The 25,317-nt window shown below is 46.2% G+C and carries 25 protein-coding genes; 1 reads left to right on the top strand and 24 read right to left on the bottom strand.

Features of this window, described 5'->3' with window-relative positions; genetic code table 11:
- Positions 1 to 10 precede the first annotated feature (10 nt).
- From AC9UGD_RS01320 to pyrR, 13 genes are all read right to left on the bottom strand, one after another.
- Positions 11 to 1,804: a primosomal protein N' family DNA-binding protein gene (locus tag AC9UGD_RS01320; protein ID WP_509568405.1), complete on the bottom strand. Its 1,794-nt coding sequence runs from the start codon at positions 1,802 to 1,804 to the stop codon at positions 11 to 13.
- Positions 1,805 to 1,894: 90 nt separating this feature from the next.
- Positions 1,895 to 3,085, bottom strand: a complete 1,191-nt coding sequence (metK, locus tag AC9UGD_RS01315; protein WP_509568402.1) for a methionine adenosyltransferase — start codon at positions 3,083 to 3,085, stop codon at positions 1,895 to 1,897.
- 4 nt (positions 3,086 to 3,089) lie between these two features.
- Entirely contained in the window at positions 3,090 to 4,274 is a 1,185-nt protein-coding gene (gene coaBC, locus AC9UGD_RS01310; protein WP_509568399.1) for a bifunctional phosphopantothenoylcysteine decarboxylase/phosphopantothenate--cysteine ligase CoaBC, read from the bottom strand.
- Between the two features lie 10 nt (positions 4,275 to 4,284).
- Positions 4,285 to 4,533, bottom strand: coding sequence for a DNA-directed RNA polymerase subunit omega (gene rpoZ / locus AC9UGD_RS01305; RefSeq protein ID WP_018207237.1), 249 nt, complete (start codon positions 4,531 to 4,533; stop codon positions 4,285 to 4,287).
- Positions 4,534 to 4,577: 44 nt separating this feature from the next.
- Entirely contained in the window at positions 4,578 to 5,453 is an 876-nt protein-coding gene (gmk, locus tag AC9UGD_RS01300; protein ID WP_509568396.1) for a guanylate kinase, read from the bottom strand.
- Positions 5,454 to 5,474: 21 nt separating this feature from the next.
- A complete protein-coding gene (gene pyrF, locus AC9UGD_RS01295) occupies positions 5,475 to 6,176 on the bottom strand; it encodes an orotidine-5'-phosphate decarboxylase (protein WP_509568393.1) in 702 nt (233 codons plus the stop codon).
- Positions 6,169 to 7,119: a dihydroorotate dehydrogenase gene (locus AC9UGD_RS01290; protein ID WP_509568391.1), complete on the bottom strand. Its 951-nt coding sequence runs from the start codon at positions 7,117 to 7,119 to the stop codon at positions 6,169 to 6,171. The genes pyrF and AC9UGD_RS01290 overlap by 8 nt, the downstream gene beginning before the upstream one ends.
- Entirely contained in the window at positions 7,116 to 7,952 is an 837-nt protein-coding gene (locus AC9UGD_RS01285; RefSeq protein ID WP_509568388.1) for a dihydroorotate dehydrogenase electron transfer subunit, read from the bottom strand. The genes AC9UGD_RS01290 and AC9UGD_RS01285 overlap by 4 nt, the downstream gene beginning before the upstream one ends.
- Positions 7,953 to 11,213, bottom strand: coding sequence for a carbamoyl-phosphate synthase large subunit (gene carB, locus AC9UGD_RS01280; protein WP_509568385.1), 3,261 nt, complete (start codon positions 11,211 to 11,213; stop codon positions 7,953 to 7,955).
- Complete coding sequence (carA, locus tag AC9UGD_RS01275; protein WP_509568384.1) at positions 11,213 to 12,328, bottom strand: glutamine-hydrolyzing carbamoyl-phosphate synthase small subunit; 1,116 nt, start codon at positions 12,326 to 12,328, stop codon at positions 11,213 to 11,215. Before carA ends, carB begins: the two co-directional genes overlap by 1 nt.
- Positions 12,328 to 13,635, bottom strand: a complete 1,308-nt coding sequence (locus AC9UGD_RS01270; protein ID WP_509568382.1) for a dihydroorotase — start codon at positions 13,633 to 13,635, stop codon at positions 12,328 to 12,330. Before AC9UGD_RS01270 ends, carA begins: the two co-directional genes overlap by 1 nt.
- A complete protein-coding gene (locus tag AC9UGD_RS01265; protein ID WP_509568380.1) occupies positions 13,636 to 14,583 on the bottom strand; it encodes an aspartate carbamoyltransferase catalytic subunit in 948 nt (315 codons plus the stop codon).
- Positions 14,583 to 15,116, bottom strand: a complete 534-nt coding sequence (gene pyrR / locus AC9UGD_RS01260; protein ID WP_509568378.1) for a bifunctional pyr operon transcriptional regulator/uracil phosphoribosyltransferase PyrR — start codon at positions 15,114 to 15,116, stop codon at positions 14,583 to 14,585. Before pyrR ends, AC9UGD_RS01265 begins: the two co-directional genes overlap by 1 nt.
- A 125-nt stretch (positions 15,117 to 15,241) precedes the next feature.
- Here pyrR and AC9UGD_RS01255 point away from each other — a divergent pair, with 125 nt between their 5' ends.
- Positions 15,242 to 15,715 (top strand): helix-turn-helix domain-containing protein, encoded by a 474-nt coding sequence (locus tag AC9UGD_RS01255; protein WP_509568376.1) that lies wholly within the window; start codon positions 15,242 to 15,244, stop codon positions 15,713 to 15,715.
- On the opposite strand, the gene nusB is transcribed toward AC9UGD_RS01255, so the two are convergent.
- The 11 genes from nusB to alaS form a co-directional block, all read right to left on the bottom strand.
- Positions 15,702 to 16,124: a transcription antitermination factor NusB gene (gene nusB / locus AC9UGD_RS01250; RefSeq protein ID WP_509568374.1), complete on the bottom strand. Its 423-nt coding sequence runs from the start codon at positions 16,122 to 16,124 to the stop codon at positions 15,702 to 15,704. The genes AC9UGD_RS01255 and nusB overlap by 14 nt on opposite strands.
- On the bottom strand, positions 16,124 to 16,684 hold the full coding sequence (gene efp, locus AC9UGD_RS01245) for an elongation factor P (protein ID WP_509568373.1): 561 nt from the start codon (positions 16,682 to 16,684) through the stop codon (positions 16,124 to 16,126). Before efp ends, nusB begins: the two co-directional genes overlap by 1 nt.
- An 85-nt stretch (positions 16,685 to 16,769) precedes the next feature.
- Positions 16,770 to 17,204 (bottom strand): type II 3-dehydroquinate dehydratase, encoded by a 435-nt coding sequence (locus tag AC9UGD_RS01240; protein ID WP_509568371.1) that lies wholly within the window; start codon positions 17,202 to 17,204, stop codon positions 16,770 to 16,772.
- On the bottom strand, positions 17,201 to 18,256 hold the full coding sequence (gene aroB / locus AC9UGD_RS01235; protein WP_509568369.1) for a 3-dehydroquinate synthase: 1,056 nt from the start codon (positions 18,254 to 18,256) through the stop codon (positions 17,201 to 17,203). The genes AC9UGD_RS01240 and aroB overlap by 4 nt, the downstream gene beginning before the upstream one ends.
- Positions 18,253 to 18,756 (bottom strand): shikimate kinase, encoded by a 504-nt coding sequence (locus tag AC9UGD_RS01230; protein WP_509568367.1) that lies wholly within the window; start codon positions 18,754 to 18,756, stop codon positions 18,253 to 18,255. The genes aroB and AC9UGD_RS01230 overlap by 4 nt, the downstream gene beginning before the upstream one ends.
- A gap of 10 nt (positions 18,757 to 18,766) precedes the next feature.
- Positions 18,767 to 19,948 (bottom strand): chorismate synthase, encoded by a 1,182-nt coding sequence (gene aroC / locus AC9UGD_RS01225; protein WP_509568365.1) that lies wholly within the window; start codon positions 19,946 to 19,948, stop codon positions 18,767 to 18,769.
- 25 nt (positions 19,949 to 19,973) lie between these two features.
- Positions 19,974 to 20,363: an A24 family peptidase gene (locus tag AC9UGD_RS01220; RefSeq protein ID WP_509568364.1), complete on the bottom strand. Its 390-nt coding sequence runs from the start codon at positions 20,361 to 20,363 to the stop codon at positions 19,974 to 19,976.
- 45 nt (positions 20,364 to 20,408) lie between these two features.
- Positions 20,409 to 21,215 (bottom strand): shikimate dehydrogenase, encoded by an 807-nt coding sequence (locus tag AC9UGD_RS01215; RefSeq protein ID WP_509568362.1) that lies wholly within the window; start codon positions 21,213 to 21,215, stop codon positions 20,409 to 20,411.
- Positions 21,212 to 22,222: an endolytic transglycosylase MltG gene (gene mltG, locus AC9UGD_RS01210; protein WP_509568360.1), complete on the bottom strand. Its 1,011-nt coding sequence runs from the start codon at positions 22,220 to 22,222 to the stop codon at positions 21,212 to 21,214. The genes AC9UGD_RS01215 and mltG overlap by 4 nt, the downstream gene beginning before the upstream one ends.
- Positions 22,219 to 22,644: a Holliday junction resolvase RuvX gene (ruvX, locus tag AC9UGD_RS01205; RefSeq protein ID WP_509568359.1), complete on the bottom strand. Its 426-nt coding sequence runs from the start codon at positions 22,642 to 22,644 to the stop codon at positions 22,219 to 22,221. Before ruvX ends, mltG begins: the two co-directional genes overlap by 4 nt.
- Positions 22,645 to 25,317 carry an alanine--tRNA ligase gene (gene alaS / locus AC9UGD_RS01200; RefSeq protein WP_509568358.1) on the bottom strand — a complete coding sequence of 891 codons (2,673 nt, stop codon included), beginning with the start codon at positions 25,315 to 25,317 and terminating at the stop codon, positions 22,645 to 22,647.

The following is a 25,317-nucleotide window of genomic DNA, read 5'->3' as shown; positions in this document are numbered from 1 at the left end:
TACCAATTGATCACAGTGAATATGGTTCAACTCTAAGCGTGAAAAGATCCTTCTTTGCAATACTTCTGCGCCGTTGAAGTTCGTGAACAACATCGGTCAATGCTTGCGAGTCCTTTTTGTCAGTATGAATCACAATTTTCACCTGTCCCTTAGATATTTCGGTTGGGCCATAGACATGTGATGATTGAGGTATGCGGCCCTCGGTTAACGCCTTCTTAAGGCCGTTGACAATCTGGATTCCGATTGATTGGTCCATCACCAAAACAATAGAGAAAACTGAAGGCGGGAGATGAAGTTCAGTCCGCTCGCTCAATTCGCGCTTTAACAATGGCGCGACATTCCATCGCGCAATCGCCGATACAACAGGGTGTGAATCTTCTATCACTAAAAGAACTGTGCCATTTGAAGAAATCAATGAGGAAGATTCAAGAAAAAGCTCACGGGCACGCTCTTGTGTACGCAGGTCGGTGTGTGAAAAGAAGCGAGCTCCATCCAAAACTACAACCGCTGCGTAGCCACCTGTGACTTGTGGTTGCGCTCCGGCTGTTGCAAGTACCAAGACTGACTTCGGCTCAATTCGATCTTTAATTACATCTCCTGCAGAAACTATGACTGGAAAATTAGGAAATGCTCGAGAAATTTCTTCAGCTGCTCGCTCGATTCCGCGCCCAGCCAGATATTGTTTACTTCTGTTACAAAAAGAACATTTCCATTCCTTATACGACTTACCGCAATGAACACAGGAAGGTGCTTTGTTTTTCCCCGACACACTTAACCGGCCACCACAATCACAGGAAGCAACGTTACGACAATGAGCACACAGCAGAGCGTTTCCATAGCCTTTTCGGGGTGCGATGAACAAGACTGGCCCTACATTTAGCGCCTTCTTAATCTCTGAAAAAATTCTTCCTGGCAGCAACGCCCCTTCACTTGAGCTGAACGCTTTAACATTTATAGTTTGCCTGGAATTGAGATACTTCATTTCTCGTTCATCAATTAGTTGAGCAACCTCAATCGAAGGGGAAAATCCTGTAAAAATCAACTTAAAGGATTCTGTTCTCGCGCGAATAAGCGCGATAGATCGCGAGTTCCAACCTGGTGAGCGTAGTTCGTAATGATCATACGATGACTCTTTATGAATGATGACGGTCGACAAATTCTTAACTGGTACGAAAATTGCACTTCTAGTTCCTACTACGACGCTGTCCGACCCATGCATCGCCTGCAGATAGTTTCGATATCGTTCTTCTCGAGGCATGGCAGCAGTTAGTTTGAGAACCTTAATAGATGCTGTTTCTAGTGCGGCAATGATCAGATCTACATCTTTTTCATCTGGTGCAATGATCAATACAGAGCCAACCCACTGATTCTCTTTGACCAACGGAACTATTTGCTCATGGGCCTGGATAAATGGTGCGAGAGTTTGAAAGTTTGTTGATTTCTTGCCGCTCACCTGTGGGTCAGGAACGCCAAATGAAACATTCTTGTCAACAGATGCGACTCGAGGTGGAATTGCAGAGCGAATTACATCCCATGGATTACATGCAAAGTGATGAGAAACGGAATCAATCAACTTCAAACTTGCAGTTGTAGCTACTGGCAGAGGCGACAAAACCTTTGTGATGCTCTTGAGATCTCCCGCCCTTTCCGGCTGTAGCAACCGCTCAACTACTATCCCCTCAGTTTCGCGGTTTCCAAATGGCAATTGAACGCGAACACCCGTCTGGATCGAGTCACTGAGTTTTTCGGGAATTACGTAGTCATACAACTGATCTAAATGAAAAACACCTGTATCAACGCGCACTCTTGCGAAGGGCAATACAGAAGCTCTAGGCCCAGAAGCTGTTGGAGCAACTTCAGCCTTTAAACGAAAGAGCTTCGGCGTTGCCACCGACTACTTGATTGCGTTTTGTAGCGCTGACACACGATCGGTTCGTTCCCATGCAAACTCAGGAAGTTCACGACCGAAGTGACCATATGCGCTAGTTAGCGAATAAATCGGGCGAAGTAAATCTAGATCTCTAATGATTGCCGCTGGGCGTAGATCAAAAACCGACAAGACTGCATCTTGAATTTTTGACACAGGAACTGTTTCTGTTCCAAAGGTCTCTACAAAAACTCCTACCGGTTGCGCCTTACCAATTGCGTACGCAACCTGTACTTCGCAACGACGGGCAAGACCTGCTGCAACAACATTCTTTGCCACCCAACGCATTGCATAAGCAGCTGAGCGATCTACCTTTGAAGGGTCTTTACCGCTAAATGCTCCACCACCGTGACGTGCCATTCCCCCATATGTATCAACAATGATTTTACGACCCGTCAAGCCTGCATCTCCCATTGGACCACCAATGACGAAACGACCAGTTGGGTTGATCAATGTGCGTAGATCAGATTTAGGAAGATCAATGCTGGCTAAAATAGGATCAATCACATACTCAATTACCTCTGGTGTTAACTTCTTAACAACATCAACTTCCTCAGCATGTTGGCTGGAGATCACAACAGTATTTAGAGCAATCGCTCGATCACCATCGTATTCGATAGTCACCTGAGTTTTACCATCAGGGCGTAGGTAAGGAAGTGCACCTGATTTGCGAACCTTTGTTAATTGCTGAGCCAGTGCATGCGCTAGCCAAATTGGCAATGGCATTAGCTCTTTGGTGTCATCGCATGCATAACCAAACATCAGCCCTTGATCACCTGCTCCTTGAAGATCTAATGGATCAACTGCTGATGCGACTCGATGCTCATATGCATCATTAACACCTTGCGCGATATCTTGAGACTGCTGTCCAATTGAGATCGAAACACCACAACTATTTCCATCAAAACCTTTGTCAGAGGAGTTGTATCCAATATTCAAAACTGTATCGCGAACTATGCCCATTACATCGGCATAACCATCGGTTGTTACTTCACCCGCTACATGCACCTGTCCTGTAGTGATGAGAGTTTCCACAGCCACTCGGCTCTTCTTGTCTTGCGTAAGTAGCGAATCCAGAACAGCATCTGAAATGGCATCAGCAATCTTGTCTGGATGACCCTCGGTTACTGATTCTGAAGTGAAAAGGCGCTTTGACATATTTTTAACCTAACTGCCGGATGGCTTGATCAAGAAGTAAATTACCGAGAGCGTCTTTGGAGACTTCCTTGACCGCTATATCCGCTTCATTGCGTAGGAGAATGGTACCCATAGTGTGGTCCTGACCAAATATCGCCCCGCCTGATACATCATTAACAAAGATCAGATCTAACCCTTTGGCTTCCATCTTCCTGCGAGCCTCTTGCACATGATCCTTAGTCTCTGCCGCAAAGCCAATAATAATCTGCTCCTTTTTTGAGGCAGACAGAGCGGACAATAGGTCCGGGTTTTCTTCCAATTCGATACTGCCTAAGAGAGCTTTCTTGATTTTCTCCAAGGACATGCTTTTGGGCTTCGCATCGGCAACCGCTGCGCTCATGATCAATAGATCGCACAGTGGAAACTGTTGTGACAATACTTGTTGCATATCAGCGGCGCTCTCGACTTTCGAAATTTGTATTCCCTCTAAGCCCGAGGTATCAAAATTTGCGGCGACTAGATGCACTGTGGCTCCTCGGTCACGGGCTGCAAGAGCTATCGCAATCCCCTGTTTGCCCGATGACTTGTTACCGATAAATCGAACAGGATCTATAGCTTCGCGAGTTCCGCCTGCTGTAACAAGTACGCGTTTACCTTTAAAATCTTGAACATGGCCTGTGACTGCATCAAACTTATCAAGAATTGAAGCTGTTTCAGGGAAACGTCCCGGTCCGCTGTCTTTGCCGGTTAAGCGACCAACTTCTGGCTCCATAACTATAAAACCACGGGACCGAAGTGTCTGTACATTCGCAACCGTTGCTGGATCAAGCCACATTGAAGGATGCATGGCCGGTACTAGCATCTTTGGCGCATCTGAAGCTAAGACCAAATTTGTCAATAGATCATCGGCACGACCTGCCGCAAGACGTGCAATTAAATCCGCTGTTGCGGGAGCAATTAGAAAGAAGTTAGCAGATTCGGCTAAAGCGATGTGAGGAACTGTGTGAACGTTTTCCCAAACCTGCGTATTAACCGGGCGCCCAGATAACGCTTCCCATGTAGCTTTTCCTACAAAGTTTAAAGAGGAAGGTGTTGGAACAACTGTAACTAGATACCCGCGATCTTGAAGACGACGCAGTAACTCGCAAGACTTGTATGCCGCTATTCCACCACCAATGCCGAGTACAACTTCACGGCCAATTAGTGACATAGAAAAAGAACTAAGCTGTTGGCTCGAGATTTTCGATTGTAAGAAGGCCTTCATTGATTTCACGAAGGGCTATCGAAAGTGGCTTTTCATGGACGTGGGTTTCAACAAGTGGCCCTACGTATTCAAGCAAACCTTCTCCGAGCTGTGAGTAATACGCATTGATCTGACGAGCACGCTTAGCAGCGTACAGAACTAAGCTGTACTTAGAACCGCTCTTATCTAGAAGTTCGTCAATCGGTGGATTAGTGATTCCATCCATGGTGTACCCCGCTTCATTGATCAATACTGAATTAATAGCAACTACTAATTATGGGCTAACTCTACCAGTTTTCTGACCACGCTCTCGACCTGGTCATTTGTCAGAACAACATCAAAAAACGCGGCCGCGGCGAGCTCTTCCTGAGCCAATTCCAACCGCTCGGCCCGTCGCTCTGGGCTATCAGTACCTCGTCCTTCCAGCCGAGCAACCAATTCTTCCCACGTAGGAGGTTCGAGGAACACTAAAATCGATTGAGGCAGGTGAGCCTTAACTTGCTTCGCACCTGCAATTTCTATTTCCAGAAGAACATTTCTACCGAGTAACAAAGCATGTTCAACTTGTTCTTGTGGGGTTCCATAGCGATTACCAGCGAATTCGGCCCATTCCAAGAACTCGTCAGCGTTGATCATACGAGTGAACTCTTCATCATCAACAAAGAAATAATCATGCCCATGAACTTCATTACTTCGTGGTTTCCTAGTGGTTGCACTTACGCTAACCCAAAAATCACCAGCTTCACGAACCTTTTGCGCGACGGTGCTTTTACCTACTCCTCCAGGACCAGAGAGAACAATCAGCTTGCCTGGCTTAACTGCGTGTTCTGACTTCATAAACTCCTCACGTAACTGCCTTACTTGCAGACGTCCTAAGCCTTGAATCCTACGTGAGGGTGAGATGTTTAGACGCTCCATTAGTGATTGTGCGCGAACTTTTCCTACACCAGATAAAGACTCTAATAGTTCTTTCACGCGCATTTTTGCAACAGCATCTTCATTCTTAGCAATCTCTAAAATGTCATCTATTGAAAACTCGCCAACTTTCAATCTAGCCTTCACCTCTGCACGACGTTTTCGCGATGAGGAGGCTTTGAGCAGAGCTTGGTGACGCTGCTCTGGTGTCAATTGTGGTGGTAATCCCATATGACAAATCTAGCCTTTAATCTAGAAAAGTTCGGCAGCTATTTCTGCTGCACGCTCGCGCATAGCCAATTCGCCTTGCTTCCAACTATTGGTTATAGGACGTCCGATAACGACCAAGGTAGCACCTATTGAGATAGCCGCTTTGGGAGTCATTGTTCGCACTTGATCATCGATTGTCGCCGAATCTGCCGGCCGAACACCGGGAGTGATGATTATCGGAGAAGGACCTACCGCTGTACGTATTGCTGCAATTTCTAATGGTGAACAAACGATCGCACCGGCTCCAGAAGCAGCAGCCAATTCAGCTAATCCGACAGCTGAATTCAGCGCATTGTTCTTGAACCCAACCTCATTAACGTCATCTTCTGACAATGAGGTCAAAATTGTTACCCCAGTGATGTGTGTTTTGGGCGATGCATCTACTGCAGCTTTTATCATTGCAGAGCCACCTGAAGCATGTACTGTCAAATACTGTGGCGACAGATGTGAAACTGCCTTAGCTGCAGCGCCGACAGTATGTGGAATATCATGTAGCTTCAAATCGAGAAAAATGTCTGAATCGGTTACGTCTTTTATAGCTTTGACGCCGTCACTTCCAAAAGTCAGGAAGAATTCCAAACCAAGTTTGAAAACTGATACATGATCTTGAGTTGCCTTGACCCATTGAATTGCGACATCTAACTCTGGCGTATCAACGGCTAAGACAATTGGTGCTTTACTCATCAGTAAAATCCGTTTCTGGTCGATGCGCATATCCAATAGCTTGCTTGAGAGATGTAAACCCGCGATCTATAAGCAACTGCTTTAATTCATTCTGAATCTTCATGATCGCTGTTGGATTACCAAAACTTGCAGTCCCAATAGATACACCGCTAGCTCCGGCTAAAATCATCTCTAATGCATCTTTACCACTTGCTACACCGCCCATTCCCAAAATTGGAACATGTGGAAGTGCCGCGTGTACTTGATACACGGCACGCACCGCTATAGGTCGAATAGCTGGACCGGAAAGTCCCCCGGTTTTTCCGCCTAAATGAGGTCGCATCGTGTCGACGTTAATCACCATACCTAGAACGGTATTAATCAATGCCAATCCATCAGCGCCAGCATCCACTACACCGCGTGCAATCGAGACCAAGTCAGTCACATCAGGAGACAATTTTACAATTATTGGCAGTTCTCCCCCGATTGTTCGACGAACACCATCTATAACACGACGTGACGCTTCAGGATCGCACGCAAAAACAAGTCCACGATTTTCAACATTGGGGCAAGAGATATTTACTTCTATGGCACTAATACCCGAAATCGCTCTCAACTTTCGAGCTAGGGTTGAATACTCTTCTACCGTTTCACCAGCAATGGAAACAATTATCCGCGCCTTCTGCTCAATAAGATAAGGAATGTCTTTTGCTATGAATGCATCAATTCCAGGACCCTGTAAACCAATCGAATTCAACATTCCACTTGGTGTCTCCGCCATGCGTGGAGTTGCTCTTCCACTTCGAGCTTTCGACATTACCGACTTGGTAACAACTCCGCCCATTTCACGCAAGGGGAAAAATTGAGCCAATTCACGACCGGAACTTGCACAACCGCTAGCTGTAAAGGTTGGGGCAGGAAACCACGTGTTTCCGATAGTGGTAGAAAAGTCTAAAGTGCTCATAATTGTTTTCCAACTTGATTCCATTGGACTGTAGATCCATCCATCACGGGTCCATCAATACAAGAGCGCAACATTGATACGGATCCATCGTCATTTTTCACGGGTAAAACGCAGGTCATGCATACTCCGATACCGCATGCCATTGCCTCTTCTACTGCGCATTGATGGACAACAGACATTGCATCGGTAATTTGTGTGATGGCTGACAACATGGCCATAGGTCCACAAGAGTAAACAACAGCAACATCTAAATCTTTGATAAGTTGCTGGATAGGATCAGTAACTCTTCCTTCCTGTCCCATTGAACCATCTTCTGTGTAAATGCGAATTGAATTCACCGCTCGCTTGCCCTCCATCGGCGCATATATTTTTGATGCGGTACTAGCACCCAACAACATATCCACCCTGCAGCCACGTGCATTCAATACTTCTGCTAAACCGAACAGCGGAGCTGAACCGTATCCACCGCCAACTAGCAAAACGGAAACAGGTGTAGTTGGTATGCCAAAAGCAGTTCCGAGCGGCGCAACAATATCTAGCAGTACGCCTTCACCTTGAGCACACAACCATTTACTACCCTGACCATGCGGCGCAACAATAAGTTCCATAGTTCCGCCAAAGGTAGTGCTTGTAGATACGCGTGAGATTGCAAAAGCGCGTCGTAGAATCATGCTGGACGAACCTCCACCAACATTGATTGCAACAAAATTTCCTGGTTTGCAAGCTCCAGCAAGGTCACCCACATTAACAATAATCTGGTGGTATTGGCCTACCTTTTTATTGCTGACGATTGGCACTAGTAACTGCTGCGCACTCTTATTGATCTGCGACATTTAGGCCAGCCACTCTTGTAATGATTTGATACTTAGTGGGCTACTTTGCAGGAATGCGATCGCATCCACGGCGGCGCTAAATCCAGCGGTTGTCGTTATGCAAGGAATCGATCGCTGTACTGCTGCAGTGCGAATCGCCCAACCATCGGCTCGTGTACCGCGACCGACAGGAGTATTAATGACTAAATCTATTTCACCCGCATTTATGATATCGACGATGGTTTTTTCACCCATAGCGCCAGTTCCTTCAGAGTTCTTACGAACTACAGTGCACTCTATGCCGTGATTTCGCAAGAACAGTGCGGTTCCTTCAGTCGCAAGAATACGGAAGCCTAGGTCGGAGAATCCCATTGTTGGCTCTATCCCAGTTTCCTTATCTTTGTCAGCTAAGGATATGAAAACAATTCCAGATTTAGGTAACGGGCCAAACGCGGCAATCTGACTTTTCGCATAACTTTCACCAAAGGTTGGCGAGATACCCATAACTTCACCAGTAGATCGCATTTCAGGACCCAACACTGCGTCAACTCCTCGCCCATCGGTTCGACGGAAACGATTCCACGGCAGTACTGCTTCTTTGACTGATACTCCCCGAGCGACTCCATCACCCGAGGCTGGAAGTAGACCTTCTTTGCGGAGCTCAGAAATAGTGGCACCAACAGAGATTCTCGCCGCGGCTTTTGCCAATGGCACTCCGGTTGCCTTGCTGACAAATGGAACTGTACGTGAAGCTCGTGGGTTTGCCTCAAGAACATAGAGTGCGTTATCAGCGATTGCAAACTGAATATTGATCAATCCTCGAACATCAACACCACGAGCGATTTTTTCGGTGGCCACTCTTATTTCAATCAGTTGTTCGCCTGTGACTGTCATTGATGGAAGGACACAGGCACTATCACCGCTATGAATACCTGCCTCTTCGATGTGCTCCATAACGCCCCCGAGGAATAATTCGTGTCCATCAAAGAGTGCATCTACATCAATTTCGATAGCGTTATCCAAAAATCTATCAACTAAAACGGGGTGATCTGGTGTGATATCAGTTGCACGAGTGATAAATCCACCAAGCGCGGCATCGTCATAGACAATCTCCATTCCTCTACCGCCAAGAACAAAGGAAGGACGAACCAATACTGGATAGCCTATTTCATGTGCAATTGCCGTTGCTTCAAGTTGAGAGGAAGCCATCCCAAACTGAGGTGCTTTAAGGCCTTGTTCGGCCAATATGTTTCCAAATGCACCACGCTCTTCGGCTAGATTGATTGCATCTGGCGAAGTTCCAAGAATAGTTACTCCATTAGCTTTCAAGCCTGCTGCCAAACCAAGTGGGGTTTGACCACCTAACTGAGTGATGACACCAAGAACAGGTCCTGCCAGTGTTTCTGCGTGGACAACCTCCAAAACATCTTCAAGTGTAAGTGGTTCAAAATACAATCTGTTACTAGTGTCGTAGTCGGTTGAAACAGTTTCGGGATTGCAATTGATCATGATTGTTTCGAAACCGGCATCTCGCAAGGTGAATGAGGCATGAACGCAGGAATAATCAAACTCAATGCCTTGACCGATACGATTCGGTCCACTTCCCAAAATGATTACGGCTGGTGTGCTACGAGGTCGAACCTCAGTTTCTTCTTCATAGCTTGAATAGTGATATGGCGTAAAAGCTTCAAACTCAGCAGCGCAGGTATCGACTGTTTTGTACACGGGACGGATCTCTAAATGATGGCGCGCTCTACGTACTTCCTCTTCACTGACTCCTCGCAAAACCGCGATTTGATTGTCTGAAAATCCCTGTGTCTTAGCGGTGCGCAATAGCTCATGCGATAAGTCACCGGGTTGAGAAATAATAAGCGCCTGTTCATTTATCATTTCAATCTGTCGTAAATACCAACGATCTATTTTCGTCGCTTCATATACCTGATCAATGCTTGCTCCAGCCCACATTGCCTTTTGCACCTGCTGCAGCCTGTATTCAGTGGGAATCTTCATAAGTTGTAAAAGTGTTGACAATTCGGCGGCGCTTATATCTGGCCACGAGAAAACAGCCTCTTTACGCTCCAGGGAACGCAGCGCCTTCATGAGGGCCTCGGAAAAGGACCGACCAATAGCCATTGCTTCGCCAACGCTTTTCATGGTTGTTGTTAAACGCGGATCCGCGTCAGCAAACTTTTCGAAAGCGAAGCGAGGTACTTTCACAACAACATAGTCGAGGGTCGGCTCGAAGGAAGCTGGTGTTACCTGTGTGATGTCATTTTGAATCTCATCCAAGGTATAACCGATCGCCAATTTTGTAGCGATCTTAGCGATAGGAAACCCGGTCGCTTTAGAGGCTAATGCACTGGATCGAGATACACGCGGATTCATTTCAATGACAATGATGCGTCCGGTATCTGGATTGACTGCAAATTGAATGTTACATCCACCAGTCTCAACGCCTACCTCTCGAATAATACCCATCGATAGGTTACGGAGTTTCTGATATTCAACATCAGTCAATGTCATCGCTGGTGCAACAGTAATTGAATCACCGGTATGTACGCCCATGGGATCAAGATTTTCGATAGAGCAAACTATTACAACATTATCCTTATGATCGCGCATTACTTCGAGTTCATACTCTTTCCAACCAATAATAGATTCCTCGAGTAAGACCTCCGATGTTGGACTGTAACGAAGCCCTGCACCAGCAATTTGTCGAAGCTCACCTTCGTTGAATGCAATTCCAGAACCAAGACCACCCATCGTAAATGAGGGCCGAACTACAACTGGATAATTAAGAAGCGCAACCGCTTCTAGGATTTCTTCCATAGTGTGGCAAATCTTAGATTTTGCTGATTCTCCACCTACTTTTTCAACTATGCCCCGAAACAATTCACGATTTTCGCCACGATGAATAGCTTCAACATCGGCACCAATAAGTCGTACTCCATATTTCTGTAACGTTCCACGTTCGTATAAACCAATCGCTGCATTTAATGCTGTCTGACCTCCTAAAGTTGCCAGAACTGCATCGGGTTTTTCATGAGCGATAATTCTTTCGATGATTTCAGGGGTAATCGGCTCAATGTATGTTGCATCTGCAAATTCTGGGTCAGTCATAATGGTTGCAGGATTAGAATTGATAAGGATTACACGGATACCTTCTGCCCGCAAAACACGACATGCTTGAGTTCCTGAGTAATCAAACTCGCAGGCCTGGCCTATAACAATTGGCCCACTGCCAATAACAAGGACGCTTTTAATCGTTGTATCGAGGGCCATTATGTAGTGACCTTCGTTGACATCAGATTTACGAATCGATCAAATAGATATGCAGCATCGTGTGGTCCAGCAGCTGCTTCTGGATGATATTGAACTGAGAATGCTGGTCTATCAAGTAACTGCAAACCTTCTACGACTCCATCATTGAGACATATGTGAGTGACTTCCCCACGACCAAAGACTGTAGCAAACTCAGTATCTGTAGGCGCTTTCACTGCGAACCCATGATTGTGTGCTGTTATCTCAACTTTGCCGGTGTTTTTATCCATCACCGGTTGGTTAATTCCACGGTGACCAAATTGCAGTTTATATGTTTCAAAACCTAAAGCCCGACCAAGAATCTGATGACCAAAGCAAATTCCAAAGATTGGTATCTCATCCAAAAGCAATTCACGAACAACTTCAATCACATCACTCATTGTCGATGGATCGCCGGGGCCATTGGATAGAAAGACTCCATCGGGGTTAATGGCCATAATCTCGGCAACAGATGAATCAAACGGCATGACATGCACTTCGGCGCCACGTTCGGCTAAAGCACGAGGCGTTGCACCCTTAATCCCAAGGTCAAGCGCCGCGACCGTAAACTTCTTAGTGCCGACAGCGGGGACGACGATGGTATTTGGTGTTGATACATCACGAACTAAATAGGAGCCAGCCATCGCTTCAGCTTTGCGAACTTCAATGACCATTTCCTTGCGATTAAGGTCTAATCCAGAAAAAATTCCGACACGCATCGCTCCTCGATCTCGCAAGTGTCGTGTTATCGCTCGTGTATCAACACCTTGAATACCGACTATCCCCTGTGCAATGAGTTCAGTTTCTAAATCGCTCTGCGCCCGCCAATTAGATGTAATCGATGAAGGATTTCGTACAACAAAACCCGCTACCCATATCTTTGCTGATTCATTGTCCGCATCATTGACGCCAGTATTTCCTATATGAGGAGCGGTCATAATTACAACCTGCTTGTGATACGACGGATCTGTCAAAGTCTCTTGGTAGCCGGTCATTCCTGTTTGAAATACCGCTTCTCCAAATGTCTTTCCGGTTGCTGCCCATGACTCACCTTCGAAAATTCGCCCATCGTCGAAAACAAGGTAAGCCACAGTCATTACTTACCTCCCATAGAAGTCACGTCACCATTGCTATATGTAGCCTTGCCGTTAAAAAAGGTATGAGTGATCACACCAGGCAATTCGTGACCATGGTAGGGAGTATTAGATGACTTAGACAGAACTAAATCGCGGTCTACGGTCCATTTTTGGGTTGGATTGATCACAACAAGATTACCAACTGCTCCAACAACCAAGGATCTCCCATGATTTTGATAGCCACCAATCCGGGCTGGCGCAATAGACATGCGATCAGCGACTTGGGACCAATTCATCAAACCAGTATCCACCATCGTTTTTTGTACTATGGACAAAGCAGTTTCCAAACCCAACATCCCAAATGCCGCCTCTTGCCATTCACATTCTTTGGACTCTGTCGGATGCGGTGCATGATCTGTAGCAACAATGTCGATCGTCCCATCGGCCAAAGCTTCACGAAGTGCGTGCGTATCGGCTTCGGTACGCAAAGGTGGGTTTACTTTGTAAACAGGATCATAAGAACTAGTTAAATCATCCGTCAAAAGTAAATGATGCGGTGTTACCTCTGCCGTTACATCTATGCCTCGAGCTTTTGCCCAACGAATTATTTCGACACCACCTGCAGTTGTTAAGTGGCATATATGCAATCTCGATTTCACATGGTCTGCTAGCAGTACATCACGAGCGATGATCGCTTCCTCTGCAACCGCAGGCCAACCCTTGAGACCCAAACGTGCTGACATTTCGCCCTCATTCATTTGAGCACCAATAGTCATTCGAGGATCTTGGGCGTGCTGGGCAATCACTCCCCCGAACTTCTTAATGTATTCAAGGGCACGTCTCATCACTAGAGGATCTGACACACAATTACCATCATCACTGAACACTCGCACACGCGCTACCGAATCGGCCATGGCTCCAATTTCAGAGAGCGCTTCTCCCTTTAAACCCTGAGTCACCGCACCGATTGGAAAAACATCTAACAGGCCTGCCTCTTGACCTAATCTATAAACCTGCTCGACAACTCCAGCAGTATCTGCAACTGGCGATGTGTTTGCCATCGCAGATACGGCCGTGAAGCCACCCTTAGCTCCGGCTCGACTACCACTTAAAACCGTCTCAGCATCTTCGCGACCTGGTTCACGCAAATGTGTATGAAGATCAACCAGACCTGGTAAGACAACACAATCAGTCCCATCAATTACTGTACGAACCTCACCGGTATAACCATTACCAATATATGAGATAGCGCCGTCAGTTAATGTTAAATCTGTCTTTATGCCATCTGGCAGTGAAACGCTTTTGATCAAATAATCAGCAGATGTCATTTAGTTGCTCCCAACTTCTAGCGCTCCACCGGCAAGGAGAACATACAGAATGGCCATGCGCACACTGACGCCGTTGGTAACTTGTTCAGTAATAACCGAACGTGCACTATCTGCAACTTCGGCTGAAATTTCTAATCCGCGATTCATCGGTCCAGGGTGCATCACGATTGCACCCTTTTTCATACTTCCCATGCGCTCAGAATTCAACCCAAAATATCGCGAATATTCCCGTGCATTTGGAAAGAAAAAATCAGACATCCGCTCTTGCTGAACTCGTAACATCATCACAACATCCACATGAGGGAGGACGGAATCAAAATCGTACGAAATAGTTGCGGGCCAGTTGTGGATTCCAACTGGTAGCAAAGTGGGTGGGGCAACCAAAGTTACTTGAGCCCCTAACAATGACAACAAAAGGACATTGGAACGGGCAACACGTGAATGTAAAATGTCTCCAACTATTGCGACACTAATACCGCTTAAATCACCACCGCCAACTCCTAAATGCCTTCGAATTGTGAATGCGTCCAATAATGCTTGACTCGGATGTTCATGAGTTCCATCACCCGCGTTAACAACGCTTCCGGACATCCAATGACAATCTGCCAATCGTTGAGCCGCTCCTGATGCGGAGTGACGTATGACCACTGCGTCCGCCCCCATAGCCTGCAATGTCATCGCCGTGTCTTTCAATGATTCGCCCTTGCTGAGACTAGAACCTTTAGCGGAAAAATTAATCACGTCTGCCGACAATCTTTTCGCGGCCGCCTCGAAAGATATTCTCGTGCGAGTTGAATCTTCGGCAAACAAATTCACAATAGTTCGACCGCGTAATGTGGGGAGTTTCTTAACAGCCCCATCACTAACACGAGCTAGTTCGGTTGCCGTATCAAGTATTGAAATAGCTTCGGATTTGTTCAGGTCAGAAATGGATAGAAGATGTTTCATTATTCTGCACCTTCCTCAATCGTCACTTCATCGCGACCGTCAATTTCACTGAGTAAAACCCTCACTGATTGACTCTTTGAGGTTGGTAGATTCTTCCCAATGAAATCGGCCTTTATAGGAAGTTCTCTATGTCCGCGATCGACTAAGGCCGCTAGTTGAACAGTACGGGGACGACCAATCTCCCCTAATGCATCGAGTGCAGCCCTGATAGTTCTGCCTGAGAACAAAACATCATCGACAAGAATCACATCTTTGCCTTCTATTCCAGATGTAGGAATTTTGGTCGGCATAATTGGGCGAGGCGGCCGCATTCGTAGATCATCTCTAAACAACGTTATATCCAAGGTGCCGGTCGGGACCTCGCTTCCTTCTATCGTCGTGATTATCGAAGAGATGCGAGTTGCTAAATGAGCACCCCTAGTAGGAATGCCTAGTAAGACGATGGTTGCTGAACCTTGATTCTTTTCCAGAATCTCGTGCGAAATACGGGTCAACGCACGTGTGATGTCTTGTGCGGACAGGGCTACGCTCATGTAAATCTCCTTTCCCACCTCTCAGGATGGGTCGTTAAAGGATGCAGAGCAGATACTAGCATCGAGTCACTAGCGCTGTGGATAACGAAATTAGAGGGTGTCGCCACTGCCCTACCTTTACCGCTATGACAACAATTCACGCTCAGATAGAGATCAAAGAACTATACACACGCATGCGCTTGATTCGAGAGGCTCGACATCTCACTCTTGGACAAGCCGCCAAACTCTCTAGCGGTGAAATTTCAGCTATCGCTTTAGGCTCCTACGAACGAGGAGATCGTTCAGTTAGTGCTCGCAAGTTACTAGCCATCGCTCGTCTGTACGAAGTTCCAATATCTGAACTATTTGAAGCACCAAAGAAGTACTTGGCCGAGGAAAGAGTCTGTATCGATATTCGTAAGATTCTGAATACTTCGAATCCGGGGGCACAGAGAGTAACTGCGATTGTTCGAAATATTGCTCGTTTGCGTGGTGATTGGAATGGGGAGGTGATTTCACTCCGAGCGCACGACATCAAAAACTTTGAACTTTTTACAGAGCTAAAGTCAGAGGAGATACAGCAGATTCTACGAGAGTATGAATTTCCTAGATCGAAATAGTGTCTTTGATGCTAGCGATTCGACCCAATACGCCATGGATATATTTTGATGAGTCATCACTCGACAATTCCTTCGCTAAATCTAATGCCTCATCAATTGCAACACTGGTCGGAACCGAGGTAGACCATAAAATCTCGTAGATACCGAGGCGAAGAATATTGCGATCAACTGCCGGTAGACGATCCATGTCCCAACCTTGGGCGTAGGTAGTAATCAATTCATCAATCTTTCGTCGGTTAACCGAAACGCCGTTAACTAACTCGCGTGTGTATTCACGAATAGGGCGTGCATCAGGTCCTTCGGCAGGAATATCTCGTGCTTCTAAAGTTTCAACAAGGTTGGTACCGCGAATATCTGTTTCATACAGTAAATCTAAGGCCTGCTTGCGCGCCTTACTACGAGCAGACACTAGTTAGCGCGACCCTGGTAAGACCCGTCACGTGTATCAACCAGAACAACTTCATCCTGCTTGATGAAAAGTGGAACTTGAATTTCAATTCCTGTTTCAACCGTTGCTGGCTTAGTTCCACCAGAAGATCGATCTCCCTGGATTCCGGGTTCTGTGTAGGTAATTTTTAATGGCACTGAGGCAGCAAGTTCGATGTACAACGGATTGCCTTCATTAACCGCAACGATTGCTTCCGTATTTTCCAACATGTAATTTGCGGCATCTCCGACAGTAGCTGCGCTGATTGTCATTTGGTCATAAGTTTTAGTATCCATAAACACGAAATCGTCACCCTCCTTGTAGAGGTATTGCATTTCACGCTTCTCAAGAATAGCGACGTCAACTTTTACGCCAGCGTTATATGTGCGATCCACGACTTTGCCGCTAAGAACAGACTTTAACTTGGTGCGAACAAATGCCGGACCCTTGCCAGGCTTCACGTGTTGGAATTCAACAACTGTCCACAGTTGGCCTTCGATATCCAACGTCATTCCATTTTTAAGATCATTTGTTGATGCCACAGCTAATCCACCCGCTCTTTATCTCTTTGGTTTAATTCAATAGTAATTGAGGAACTAAGGATACCCGTTCCGATGGGGTGCTTTGTTACTTGGCTTGCAGATTTTGCATTGCGATGATGGCCAATACATACGAATTAGGCCCAAATCCACCAATAGTTCCATTGGCCACACCTGAAATCACCGATGTGTGACGGAACTCTTCACGAGACAAAGGATTCGAAAGATGGACCTCGATTAATGGTGCCTTAACGAGCTCTGCAGCATCTCGTATTGCATAGGAATAATGAGTGAACGCGGCTGGATTAATGATGACCGGAGTATTTGTATCTGCAGCCTCATGTAGCCATTTGATAATCGTTGCTTCATCATCACTTTGCCGAACATCAGCTTCGAAACCGTGCTTACTGCCTGCAATCTCAATCATAGATTTCAATTCGGCGTAATTAAGGTCACCATAAATGGAGGAATCACGGATATCTAAACGGGACAAATTGGGACCGTTAAGCACTAATAACTTCATAAGCTAATTCTCTCATATGCGCTGTCGAGTTCGGCGGAGGTTAAATCTTCAAGTCTAATGGTTGAACCGATCCCATTGAGTGCAACAAATCTGATGGTGTTACCACGAGCTTTCTTATCTAAGGCAAGCAGCGGTGCAAGTTTCTGCCACGCTTGCCTTTCAAAAGTAATAGGCAATCCATACGACAATAAAATACTGCGATGCAGCGATAGTTCAGCTTCAGTTATCAGGCCCCGCATCGCTGCAAGTTCTGCTGCATAAACAAGTCCAATGGAAACCGCTTCACCATGACGAAGTTGAAACTTAGAGTGAATTTCAATTGCATGGCCCAATGTATGACCGTAATTTAGTGCTTCACGCACAAAACTCTCTTTGAAATCCGCTGAAACTACATGCGCCTTAACTGTGACTGCTCGCTGAACTAATTCAGATACCACTGGCGGATTCGTTCGTAGCGATTCGACAGTATGTAAGGCAGCTAGATCAAGGATTGCAGTATCTGCAATGAAGCCACACTTGATGACTTCAGCCATACCTGCGGCAAAATCACGGTCAGAAAGAGTTTTCAAAAATTCTGTGTCAATAACTACTGCTATTGGGGAATGAAAAGCTCCGATCAAATTCTTTCCGTAATCAGAATTAATTCCGGTTTTACCGCCCACTGAGGCGTCAACCATTCCCGCTAGCGATGTTGGTACTGCAACCCAATCAAGACCGCGCAACCAAGAGGCTGCAACAAACCCTGCCACATCAGTTATCGCTCCCCCACCGATACCGACTATTAAGTCCGAACGGGTAAATCCTGCTGCTCCAAGCCAATTCCACAATTTGTGGAGAGTCGCAATATTCTTACCATCTTCTCCATCAGGGACTTGAAAAACATGAATTTCTGATTCCAAATTCATAAGATCTGTTAAATCAGGTGAATATGTTTCCGAAACAATTATTGCGACTCGAACTCTTGCTTCGAGGATCTCTGACAGATCTTTGCGCCAAGTGTCTGTGAACTTGACTTGATATGAATGCTCAGCATTTACCGAAATATTCGTCATGACAAACTCGACTCAATAATCGCGATTATTTCATCCACAGTCATGTCATCAACTTTAATTGATTGCGTCGCAAGTTTCTCGTATATCGGCCTTCTCTGTTCAGATAGCGCCTGCCATTGGGCACGTGGATTGCCTAGTAGTAAAGGTCGATCGCGGTTAAATCCAACTCGCGGAGCAGCGGTTGCTAATGAGACATCCAAAAACACGACGACTGAGTTCGATGACTGCAAAGCAGCTTGAGCACTTTCAGAGATTGGAGCGCCACCGCCGAGACTAATAACGGCGGATTCTTCTCGGAGCACCTCTTGTAAGGCTGCAAATTCTACGGAACGAAAATACTCCTCGCCATTTTCGACAAAAAGATCCGTGATCTTTTTCGATTCCTTTAATTCAATCAAGGCATCTGTGTCGACGAAAGGCCACTGTAGATGCGCTGCCAAGGCAACGCCGACCGTGCTTTTGCCGCTGCCTGGTGCACCTATTAAAACAATACGTGTCATGGCGTTGCAGTTACTTAAAGTTCAGGTTGGCGATGTAGGACTCAAAGTTGCGGCGAGTTTCAGTAACCGAATCCCCACCAAACTTTTCGAGGACAACTTCTGCTAACACCAATGCAACCATAGCTTCGGCAACCACACCTGCGGCTGGAACTGCGCACACATCGGATCTTTGATTAATCGCTTTTGCTGGCTCACCTGTTGCAACATCGATGGTATCTAGAGCCTTAGGAACAGTCGAAATTGGCTTCATTGCCGCACGTACTCGCAGAATTTCACCGTTAGACATTCCACCTTCAGTTCCTCCCGCACGATCAGTGCGACGAACAATCTTTCCAGTTGAATCCTTTTCGATTTCATCGTGCGCAACTGATCCACGACGTGTTGCAGTCCTGAAACCGTCGCCGATTTCTACGCCTTTAATTGCTTGAATTCCCATAACCGCGCCCGCTAATTTTGAATCAAGACGACGATCCCAATGAACATGCGATCCCAATCCAGGTGGCATGTTGAACGCCAAAACTTCTACAACTCCGCCCAAGGTATCGCCATCGCGATGTGCGCTTTCGATTTCTGTAATCATCTTCGCACTTGTCACTGAATCAGCACATCTAACTGGATCTTCATCGATTTTTGTCATGTCGCCAGCTTCTGGCAGGGCAGCATCATCGGCCACGCGGACAGATCCAATTGAAAGTACATGACTAAGAATTGTTATCCCTACCGATTGCTGCAAAAAGTTTCGAGCTACAGCTCCAAGTGCAACACGAGCAGCAGTTTCGCGCGCGCTGGCACGCTCTAAGATTGCCCGAGCATCATCCAAGGCGTATTTTTGCATTCCTACCAAATCTGCATGACCTGGACGCGGGCGAGTCAATGGAGCGTTGCGTGCTAGGTCTTTGATTTCATCATCTGGCACAGGATCGGCTGACATCACTTTTTCCCACTTTGGCCATTCTGAATTACCAACCTGAATTGCAATTGGTCCGCCCTGAGTTAAACCAAGACGCACACCACCGAGAATCGTGACTTTATCTGCTTCAAAATTTTGACGAGCCCCTCGACCCACACCTAAGCGGCGACGCTGTAAATGAAAATCAATATCTGCTGTTGTAACTGAAACCGACGCAGGAATTCCTTCGACAATGGCGCTTAATGCCTGTCCATGAGACTCACCAGCTGTTAGCCAACGCATGTGCATATTGTTGCAGATATCGGCACTACCTCGTTGCCAAATAACTTAAGAAGCCTACGAAAATACTTGGTGCCAAGGGGATTTTCGATGGAATTCCACGACGAAATGCAATTAGTACCACTATGTGAACCATCGCCAATACAAGAATGCTCCCCACAAATTCGATTGCACTATATGGATGCGTGATCAAGATCAGCCCCAGCAGCTTGATGTCACCCATACCTATTCCGAAGACTACGAGGAAAACTAAAACTGCGGACGATGTAACGACATTGGACAAGCGACTAAATCCGAAAATAGTAAGGTGCACCAGTGTTATGTAAGCCAGCAACTTTGTGTAGATATTCGGAATAACGAGTGAGTGCATGTCGGCGATACATATCGGTATCGCAAGCAATAACAGAGCAACATTCACTTCGCCAAGTTACAGCGCTGCGCTCTCAAAAGAATCAGCTGTGGATTAAGAAAGCGCCTGCTCGCCTACCTCGCGCAGAATCTTTGCTAACTGATCTCTTTCTACTGTGAGTGACGTAAAGATCTCTACCTGTGAGATAGCTTGATGTATCAGCAGATCTAGGCCATCAATGCCATAACCACCAGCCAAACGCCAATGTGCTAACAACTGGGTTGGCCAAGGATTGTAAAGAACCTCAAAAAATGTTCCACGTGCTGAATCGATCTTGTCCACAAATTGTGTAGCGGAATCACCTGGAGTTGTGTTGACTACTAAATCGAATTGATCGAAGTTGATCTCTGAATCCCAAGCGATAAAGTCCATACTCAAACTTGGCGCAGCTTGTCTGATGGCTTCTTCTCTTTTCGAGTTGCGATTCACAACGGTTACCGTGGTACTGACTCCATTGCATCCTGCAACAATCGCACGAGCCGTTGCACCAGCGCCAAGTATCAAAACATTCCCTGTGGCATCTCTCTGATTGAACCTTAGTGCCTGTAAAAAGCCTTCAACATCAGTACTGGTCAGATTCCACAAACCCGCAACCTTATGAAGGGTATTTCCGCTTTGAATTCTTCGAGAGACATCTGAAATAGAATTCGCGATTGATATGGCTTCTTCTTTTAAGGGCATTGTCAGAGATAGGCAATTTAAGGCCGACCCATCTGTATCCAGAAAACTTTGTAAATTTCCTGATTGAACTTCAAAGGCCGAATACGATGCATCAACGCCCAAAAACTTATACGCGGCGTTATGCAGCAGCGGACTCAGTGAATGCGATATAGGCGAACCCAAAACACCAGCAGAGATCAATCGAATGCACCTGCCTTTCTGTTCTTTATGTATAGAGCTTTCCACGTATTAAATTCATCATTGGATTTCGTAAAACGTGTATCTCCAGGTGCAACTGTAATGAAATACAGCCAGTCCCCGACTGTGGGTTTCAAGGCTGCTGTCATGGCAGCTACGCCTGGGCTGCCAATAGGTCCTGGTGGCAAGCCATACTTTCTGTAGGTGTTATATGGCGAATTTAATAACGTTGATTTTGAGCTTAAGAAAATTTGCCCGCGAACCCCTTTCACAAAGTGGACAGTTGAATCCATTTGCAGTGGCATTCCAATTTTTAGACGATTGCGAATAACCTGGGATATTTTGGCAAAATCCTTTTCATCTCCTTCTGCCTGGATTATCGACGCAATAGTTAGTAGCTGCAAGGAAGAAAATTCCTTGGTTCCTAACAGCAATTCCTTGGCGATTGATTCAGCCATAAATCGATCAACCATTGCCTGAATAGCTTGAAGCGCAGTCGTACCTTTCGTAAAACTGTATTGAGCAGGAAAGAGCAAGCCTTCAGAATCGTTAAAACCCTTTGGTAGAACGACCGATTTAAATGCCTGAGCTATTTCCGGTCTAGGGAATCCATAATCAAGAAGTTCTGTTGTTACTTCACTCTTCCAGCCACCTTCATAAATTCGAATTAGGTTTGGAATACGATTCGAATCCAGCAACTGTTCGAGTGCTTGTTTAGCCGAAATTTGAAGCGTCAAACGGTGATTTCCGGGTGCTACTGATTCTGATCGCTTGTCGCCTACAGCCACACGAAAATATGACTCTGAGGATTTGATGATCCCTTTTTCAAACAGCAACCGTGCAATCGCTGAACCCGATGAACCTGCAGGAATGTCTATGACAACTTCTGGCTTACCATCAACGGTGGCCATCGTCTCAAAATCTGGTGCGATACTAGGTCCTGATCGAACGACCAAAAAAACGCCGCCCGCCACAATAAGAATCGAAATAACGAGAAGTCTAAATTTCACTTTCTTTTTTCAATCTCAAGTGCGAAATCTAAAATAGCCACCGCCGCCGCCATATCAATTGCGTCTTTGGAATCTCTTGCGTTGCGACCGGCCTCACGCAAATTACGAGCCGCACTCACAGTGCTCATACGCTCATCGATCATTTCGATTGGTACCTGGGTGATGGTGCTCAATACTGCACCGAATTGAGTAGCCTTTTCTGTGGCTGATCCATCATTTCCACTCAACAATGCTGGACGTCCAACATAAATTGCTACTGGTTCGATGTCCGCGAGAATTTCGGAAATCTGCTTAAGCAAACTCTTATCTGTAGCTTTTAGTGTGGTTAGCGGAGATGACAGAATTGAATCGGGATCACTTACCGCCACACCAATACGAACATCACCATAATCAAATGCGATACGACGTCCGCGAAGCATCATCTATCCAATGAGTGCGTTAGAGATCGCAGTCAGAGCTTCTAGTGACTTTGTTGCGTCGGTTCCGCCACCTTGTGCAAAATCATCCTTGCCGCCACCGCCACCGCCAAGAACTGTTGAGCCAATCTTCACCAACGCTCCAGCCTTTACGCCGTTAGCACGTGCGCCTTCACTAGTTGCTACCACTAATACTGGTTTACCTTCGTTAGCACTGATAAGAGCTACTACAGCTTTATCATTACGAGAGCGCAGATCGATCGCAATCTTGCGCAGATCATCTCCAGAAACACCATCCGCAATCACTGAAGAGATGAAGGAAACTCCATTAATGACCGCGGCCGTCTTGGCAAGATCCCCAACTTGTGCCAGAGCCTGAGCAGAACGAACAGCTGCCAACTCCTTCTCAATCTCTTTCATCTTATTGAGTAAGTCAGCAATTCTTTCGGGTAGCTCCTCGGTGCGTGCACCCTTTATCAATTCGGTGAGCGAATTCAACAAGATATGTTCACGAGCCAGGAATTTGTAAGCATCAACACCAACAAGTGCTTCAACGCGTCGAACACCGGCTCCGATTGAGGATTCACTGAGTAACTTGATAACTCCTAATTGTCCGGAGCGTGCTACGTGAGTACCACCGCATAATTCGCGAGCCCAATCGCCAACGCTTACTACCCGAACAACATCGCCATATTTTTCACCAAACAACGCCATAGCGCCGAGTTCTTTCGCTTTTGCTTGACTCATACTTTCGGCGGTTACTTCAAGGTTATCAAGCAAGAGCGTATTCACCCGAGATTCAACCTCATTCAAAACACTTACTGGCACAGAACCGGTTGCAGGGAAATCAAATCTGAAACGACCTGGTGAGTTTTCAGAACCTGCTTGAGTGGCTGTTTCACCAAGAATTTCACGGAATGCTTTGTGAACCATGTGTGTAGCAGTGTGTGCGCGAGAAATCGCATGACGACGTTCGACATCAATTTCAGCAAGAACATCACTGCCTACTTCAACGGATCCGTTAATTACTCGGCCCCGGTGAACTGACAATCCCGGAACTGGTGATTGAACATCTTCAATCTCAACAATCGCGCCGTTACTCAAGGTAACGCGACCGCCATCAGCTAACTGGCCACCACCTTCGGCATAAAATGGTGTTCGGTTAAGAATTAGCTCGACATCATCACCTTCTGATGCAGTAGCAACCCCTATTCCGTCCACAACAATGCCAGTTAACTTAGCTTCAGAACTTTGCTGGGCATATCCAATAAATTCGCTTTTACCACTCTTGTCAGCAATCGCCTTATAAACGGATACATCTGTGTGGCCCGATTTTTTCGCTTTTGCATCTGCTTTCGCGCGATCCTTTTGTTCCTTCATCAATCGGCGGAAACCATCTTCGTCGACTTCAAGGCCCTCTTCGCGTGCCATTTCCAGGGTTAAATCAAATGGGAATCCGTAGGTATCGTGAAGTTTGAAAACTTCATCTCCTGGCAGAACGGTTGCTTTACTCTTTTTTAGAGCAACTGACGCTAGGTCAAAAATCTGTGTTCCACTCTTAAGAGTCTGCAAGAAGCTTTCTTCCTCTGAAACGCTGACCGACACAATGCGCTTCTTGTCCGCAACCAATTCGGGGTACTGAGGTCCCATAGCTGCGATTGCAGAAACCGTTAACTCGGACATGATCGGATCCATAGATCCAAGCAGCCGCATATTACGAATAGTTCTGCGCATCATTCGGCGCAACACATAGCCACGGCCTTCATTTCCGGGCGTAACCCCATCACCAATTAGCATCGCTGATGTGCGCGCATGGTCTGCAATAACGCGTAGCGCAATATCTGATTTCTCGGAAAATCCGTACTTAACACCGGTCAATTCCGATGCACGATTGAGGATCATAATTGTTGTATCTATCTCATAAATATTCTCAACACCTTGTAACAATGCGGCTGTTCGCTCTAGTCCAAGTCCAGTATCAATACTTTTTGCCGGAAGCTCGCCCAAAATCGGATAACTATCTTTTCCGCCACCGGCACCACGTTCGTTCTGCATGAAAACAAGGTTCCAAATCTCCAAATATCTATTCTCATCAGCAATCGGTCCACCTTCAGCGCCATATGCCGGACCACGATCATAATAAATCTCAGAACACGGTCCGCATGGACCAGGTACACCCATCGACCAGAAGTTATCAGCCATATCTCGGCGCTGAATTCGTTCCTTAGGCACACCAATCTTTTTATGCCAAATATCAGCTGCCTCATCATCATCTAGATAAACAGTTACCCACAATTTATCTTCCGGAAAACCATATCCCCCATCCGCGATAGATCGAGTTAAAAGCTCCCACGCAAGTGCAATAGCTCCCTCTTTAAAATAATCTCCAAAAGAAAAATTTCCGCACATTTGAAAAAATGATGCATGCCGCGTGGTTTTTCCAACTTCATCTATGTCCAATGTTCGAACACACTTTTGAACAGATGTGGCGCGTTTGTACGGCGGGGTCACTTCGCCCAAAAAGAATGGCTTGAACGGAACCATGCCAGCATTTACTAACAACAAATTAGGATCATCGGCAATCAAAGATGCCGACGCGACAACTGTATGAGTTAAACCTTGACGGTTATCAGATTCAAAAAAGCGCAGCCAGCGCGAACGGATCTCGGCGGATTCCAC

The sequence above is a fragment of the Candidatus Planktophila sp. genome (assembly GCF_044232745.1).
In the GTDB taxonomy this organism is placed as follows: Bacteria; Actinomycetota; Actinomycetes; order Nanopelagicales; family Nanopelagicaceae; genus Planktophila.
Note: the sequence above shows the minus strand (reverse complement) of the source record. Positions and strands in the feature narration are given on the sequence as shown.

Bases quoted from the DNA above. Each gene is read 5' to 3' on its own strand.
- metK (WP_509568402.1), bottom strand. From the start codon at position 3,085: ATGTCAAAGCGCCTTTTCACTTCAGAATCAGTAACCGAGGGTCATCCA.
- coaBC (WP_509568399.1), bottom strand. From the start codon at position 4,274: ATGTCACTAATTGGCCGTGAAGTTGTACTCGGCATTGGTGGTGGAATA.
- rpoZ (WP_018207237.1), bottom strand. From the start codon at position 4,533: ATGGATGGAATCACTAATCCACCGATTGACGAACTTCTAGATAAGAGC.
- gmk (WP_509568396.1), bottom strand. From the start codon at position 5,453: ATGGGATTACCACCACAATTGACACCAGAGCAGCGTCACCAAGCTCTG.
- pyrF (WP_509568393.1), bottom strand. From the start codon at position 6,176: ATGAGTAAAGCACCAATTGTCTTAGCCGTTGATACGCCAGAGTTAGAT.
- AC9UGD_RS01290 (WP_509568391.1), bottom strand. From the start codon at position 7,119: ATGAGCACTTTAGACTTTTCTACCACTATCGGAAACACGTGGTTTCCT.
- AC9UGD_RS01285 (WP_509568388.1), bottom strand. From the start codon at position 7,952: ATGTCGCAGATCAATAAGAGTGCGCAGCAGTTACTAGTGCCAATCGTC.
- carB (WP_509568385.1), bottom strand. From the start codon at position 11,213: ATGGCCCTCGATACAACGATTAAAAGCGTCCTTGTTATTGGCAGTGGG.
- carA (WP_509568384.1), bottom strand. From the start codon at position 12,328: ATGACTGTGGCTTACCTTGTTTTCGACGATGGGCGAATTTTCGAAGGT.
- AC9UGD_RS01270 (WP_509568382.1), bottom strand. From the start codon at position 13,635: ATGACATCTGCTGATTATTTGATCAAAAGCGTTTCACTGCCAGATGGC.
- AC9UGD_RS01265 (WP_509568380.1), bottom strand. From the start codon at position 14,583: ATGAAACATCTTCTATCCATTTCTGACCTGAACAAATCCGAAGCTATT.
- pyrR (WP_509568378.1), bottom strand. From the start codon at position 15,116: ATGAGCGTAGCCCTGTCCGCACAAGACATCACACGTGCGTTGACCCGT.
- AC9UGD_RS01255 (WP_509568376.1), top strand. From the start codon at position 15,242: ATGACAACAATTCACGCTCAGATAGAGATCAAAGAACTATACACACGC.
- AC9UGD_RS01240 (WP_509568371.1), bottom strand. From the start codon at position 17,204: ATGAAGTTATTAGTGCTTAACGGTCCCAATTTGTCCCGTTTAGATATC.
- aroB (WP_509568369.1), bottom strand. From the start codon at position 18,256: ATGACGAATATTTCGGTAAATGCTGAGCATTCATATCAAGTCAAGTTC.
- AC9UGD_RS01230 (WP_509568367.1), bottom strand. From the start codon at position 18,756: ATGACACGTATTGTTTTAATAGGTGCACCAGGCAGCGGCAAAAGCACG.
- aroC (WP_509568365.1), bottom strand. From the start codon at position 19,948: ATGCGTTGGCTAACAGCTGGTGAGTCTCATGGACAGGCATTAAGCGCC.
- ruvX (WP_509568359.1), bottom strand. From the start codon at position 22,644: ATGATGCTTCGCGGACGTCGTATCGCATTTGATTATGGTGATGTTCGT.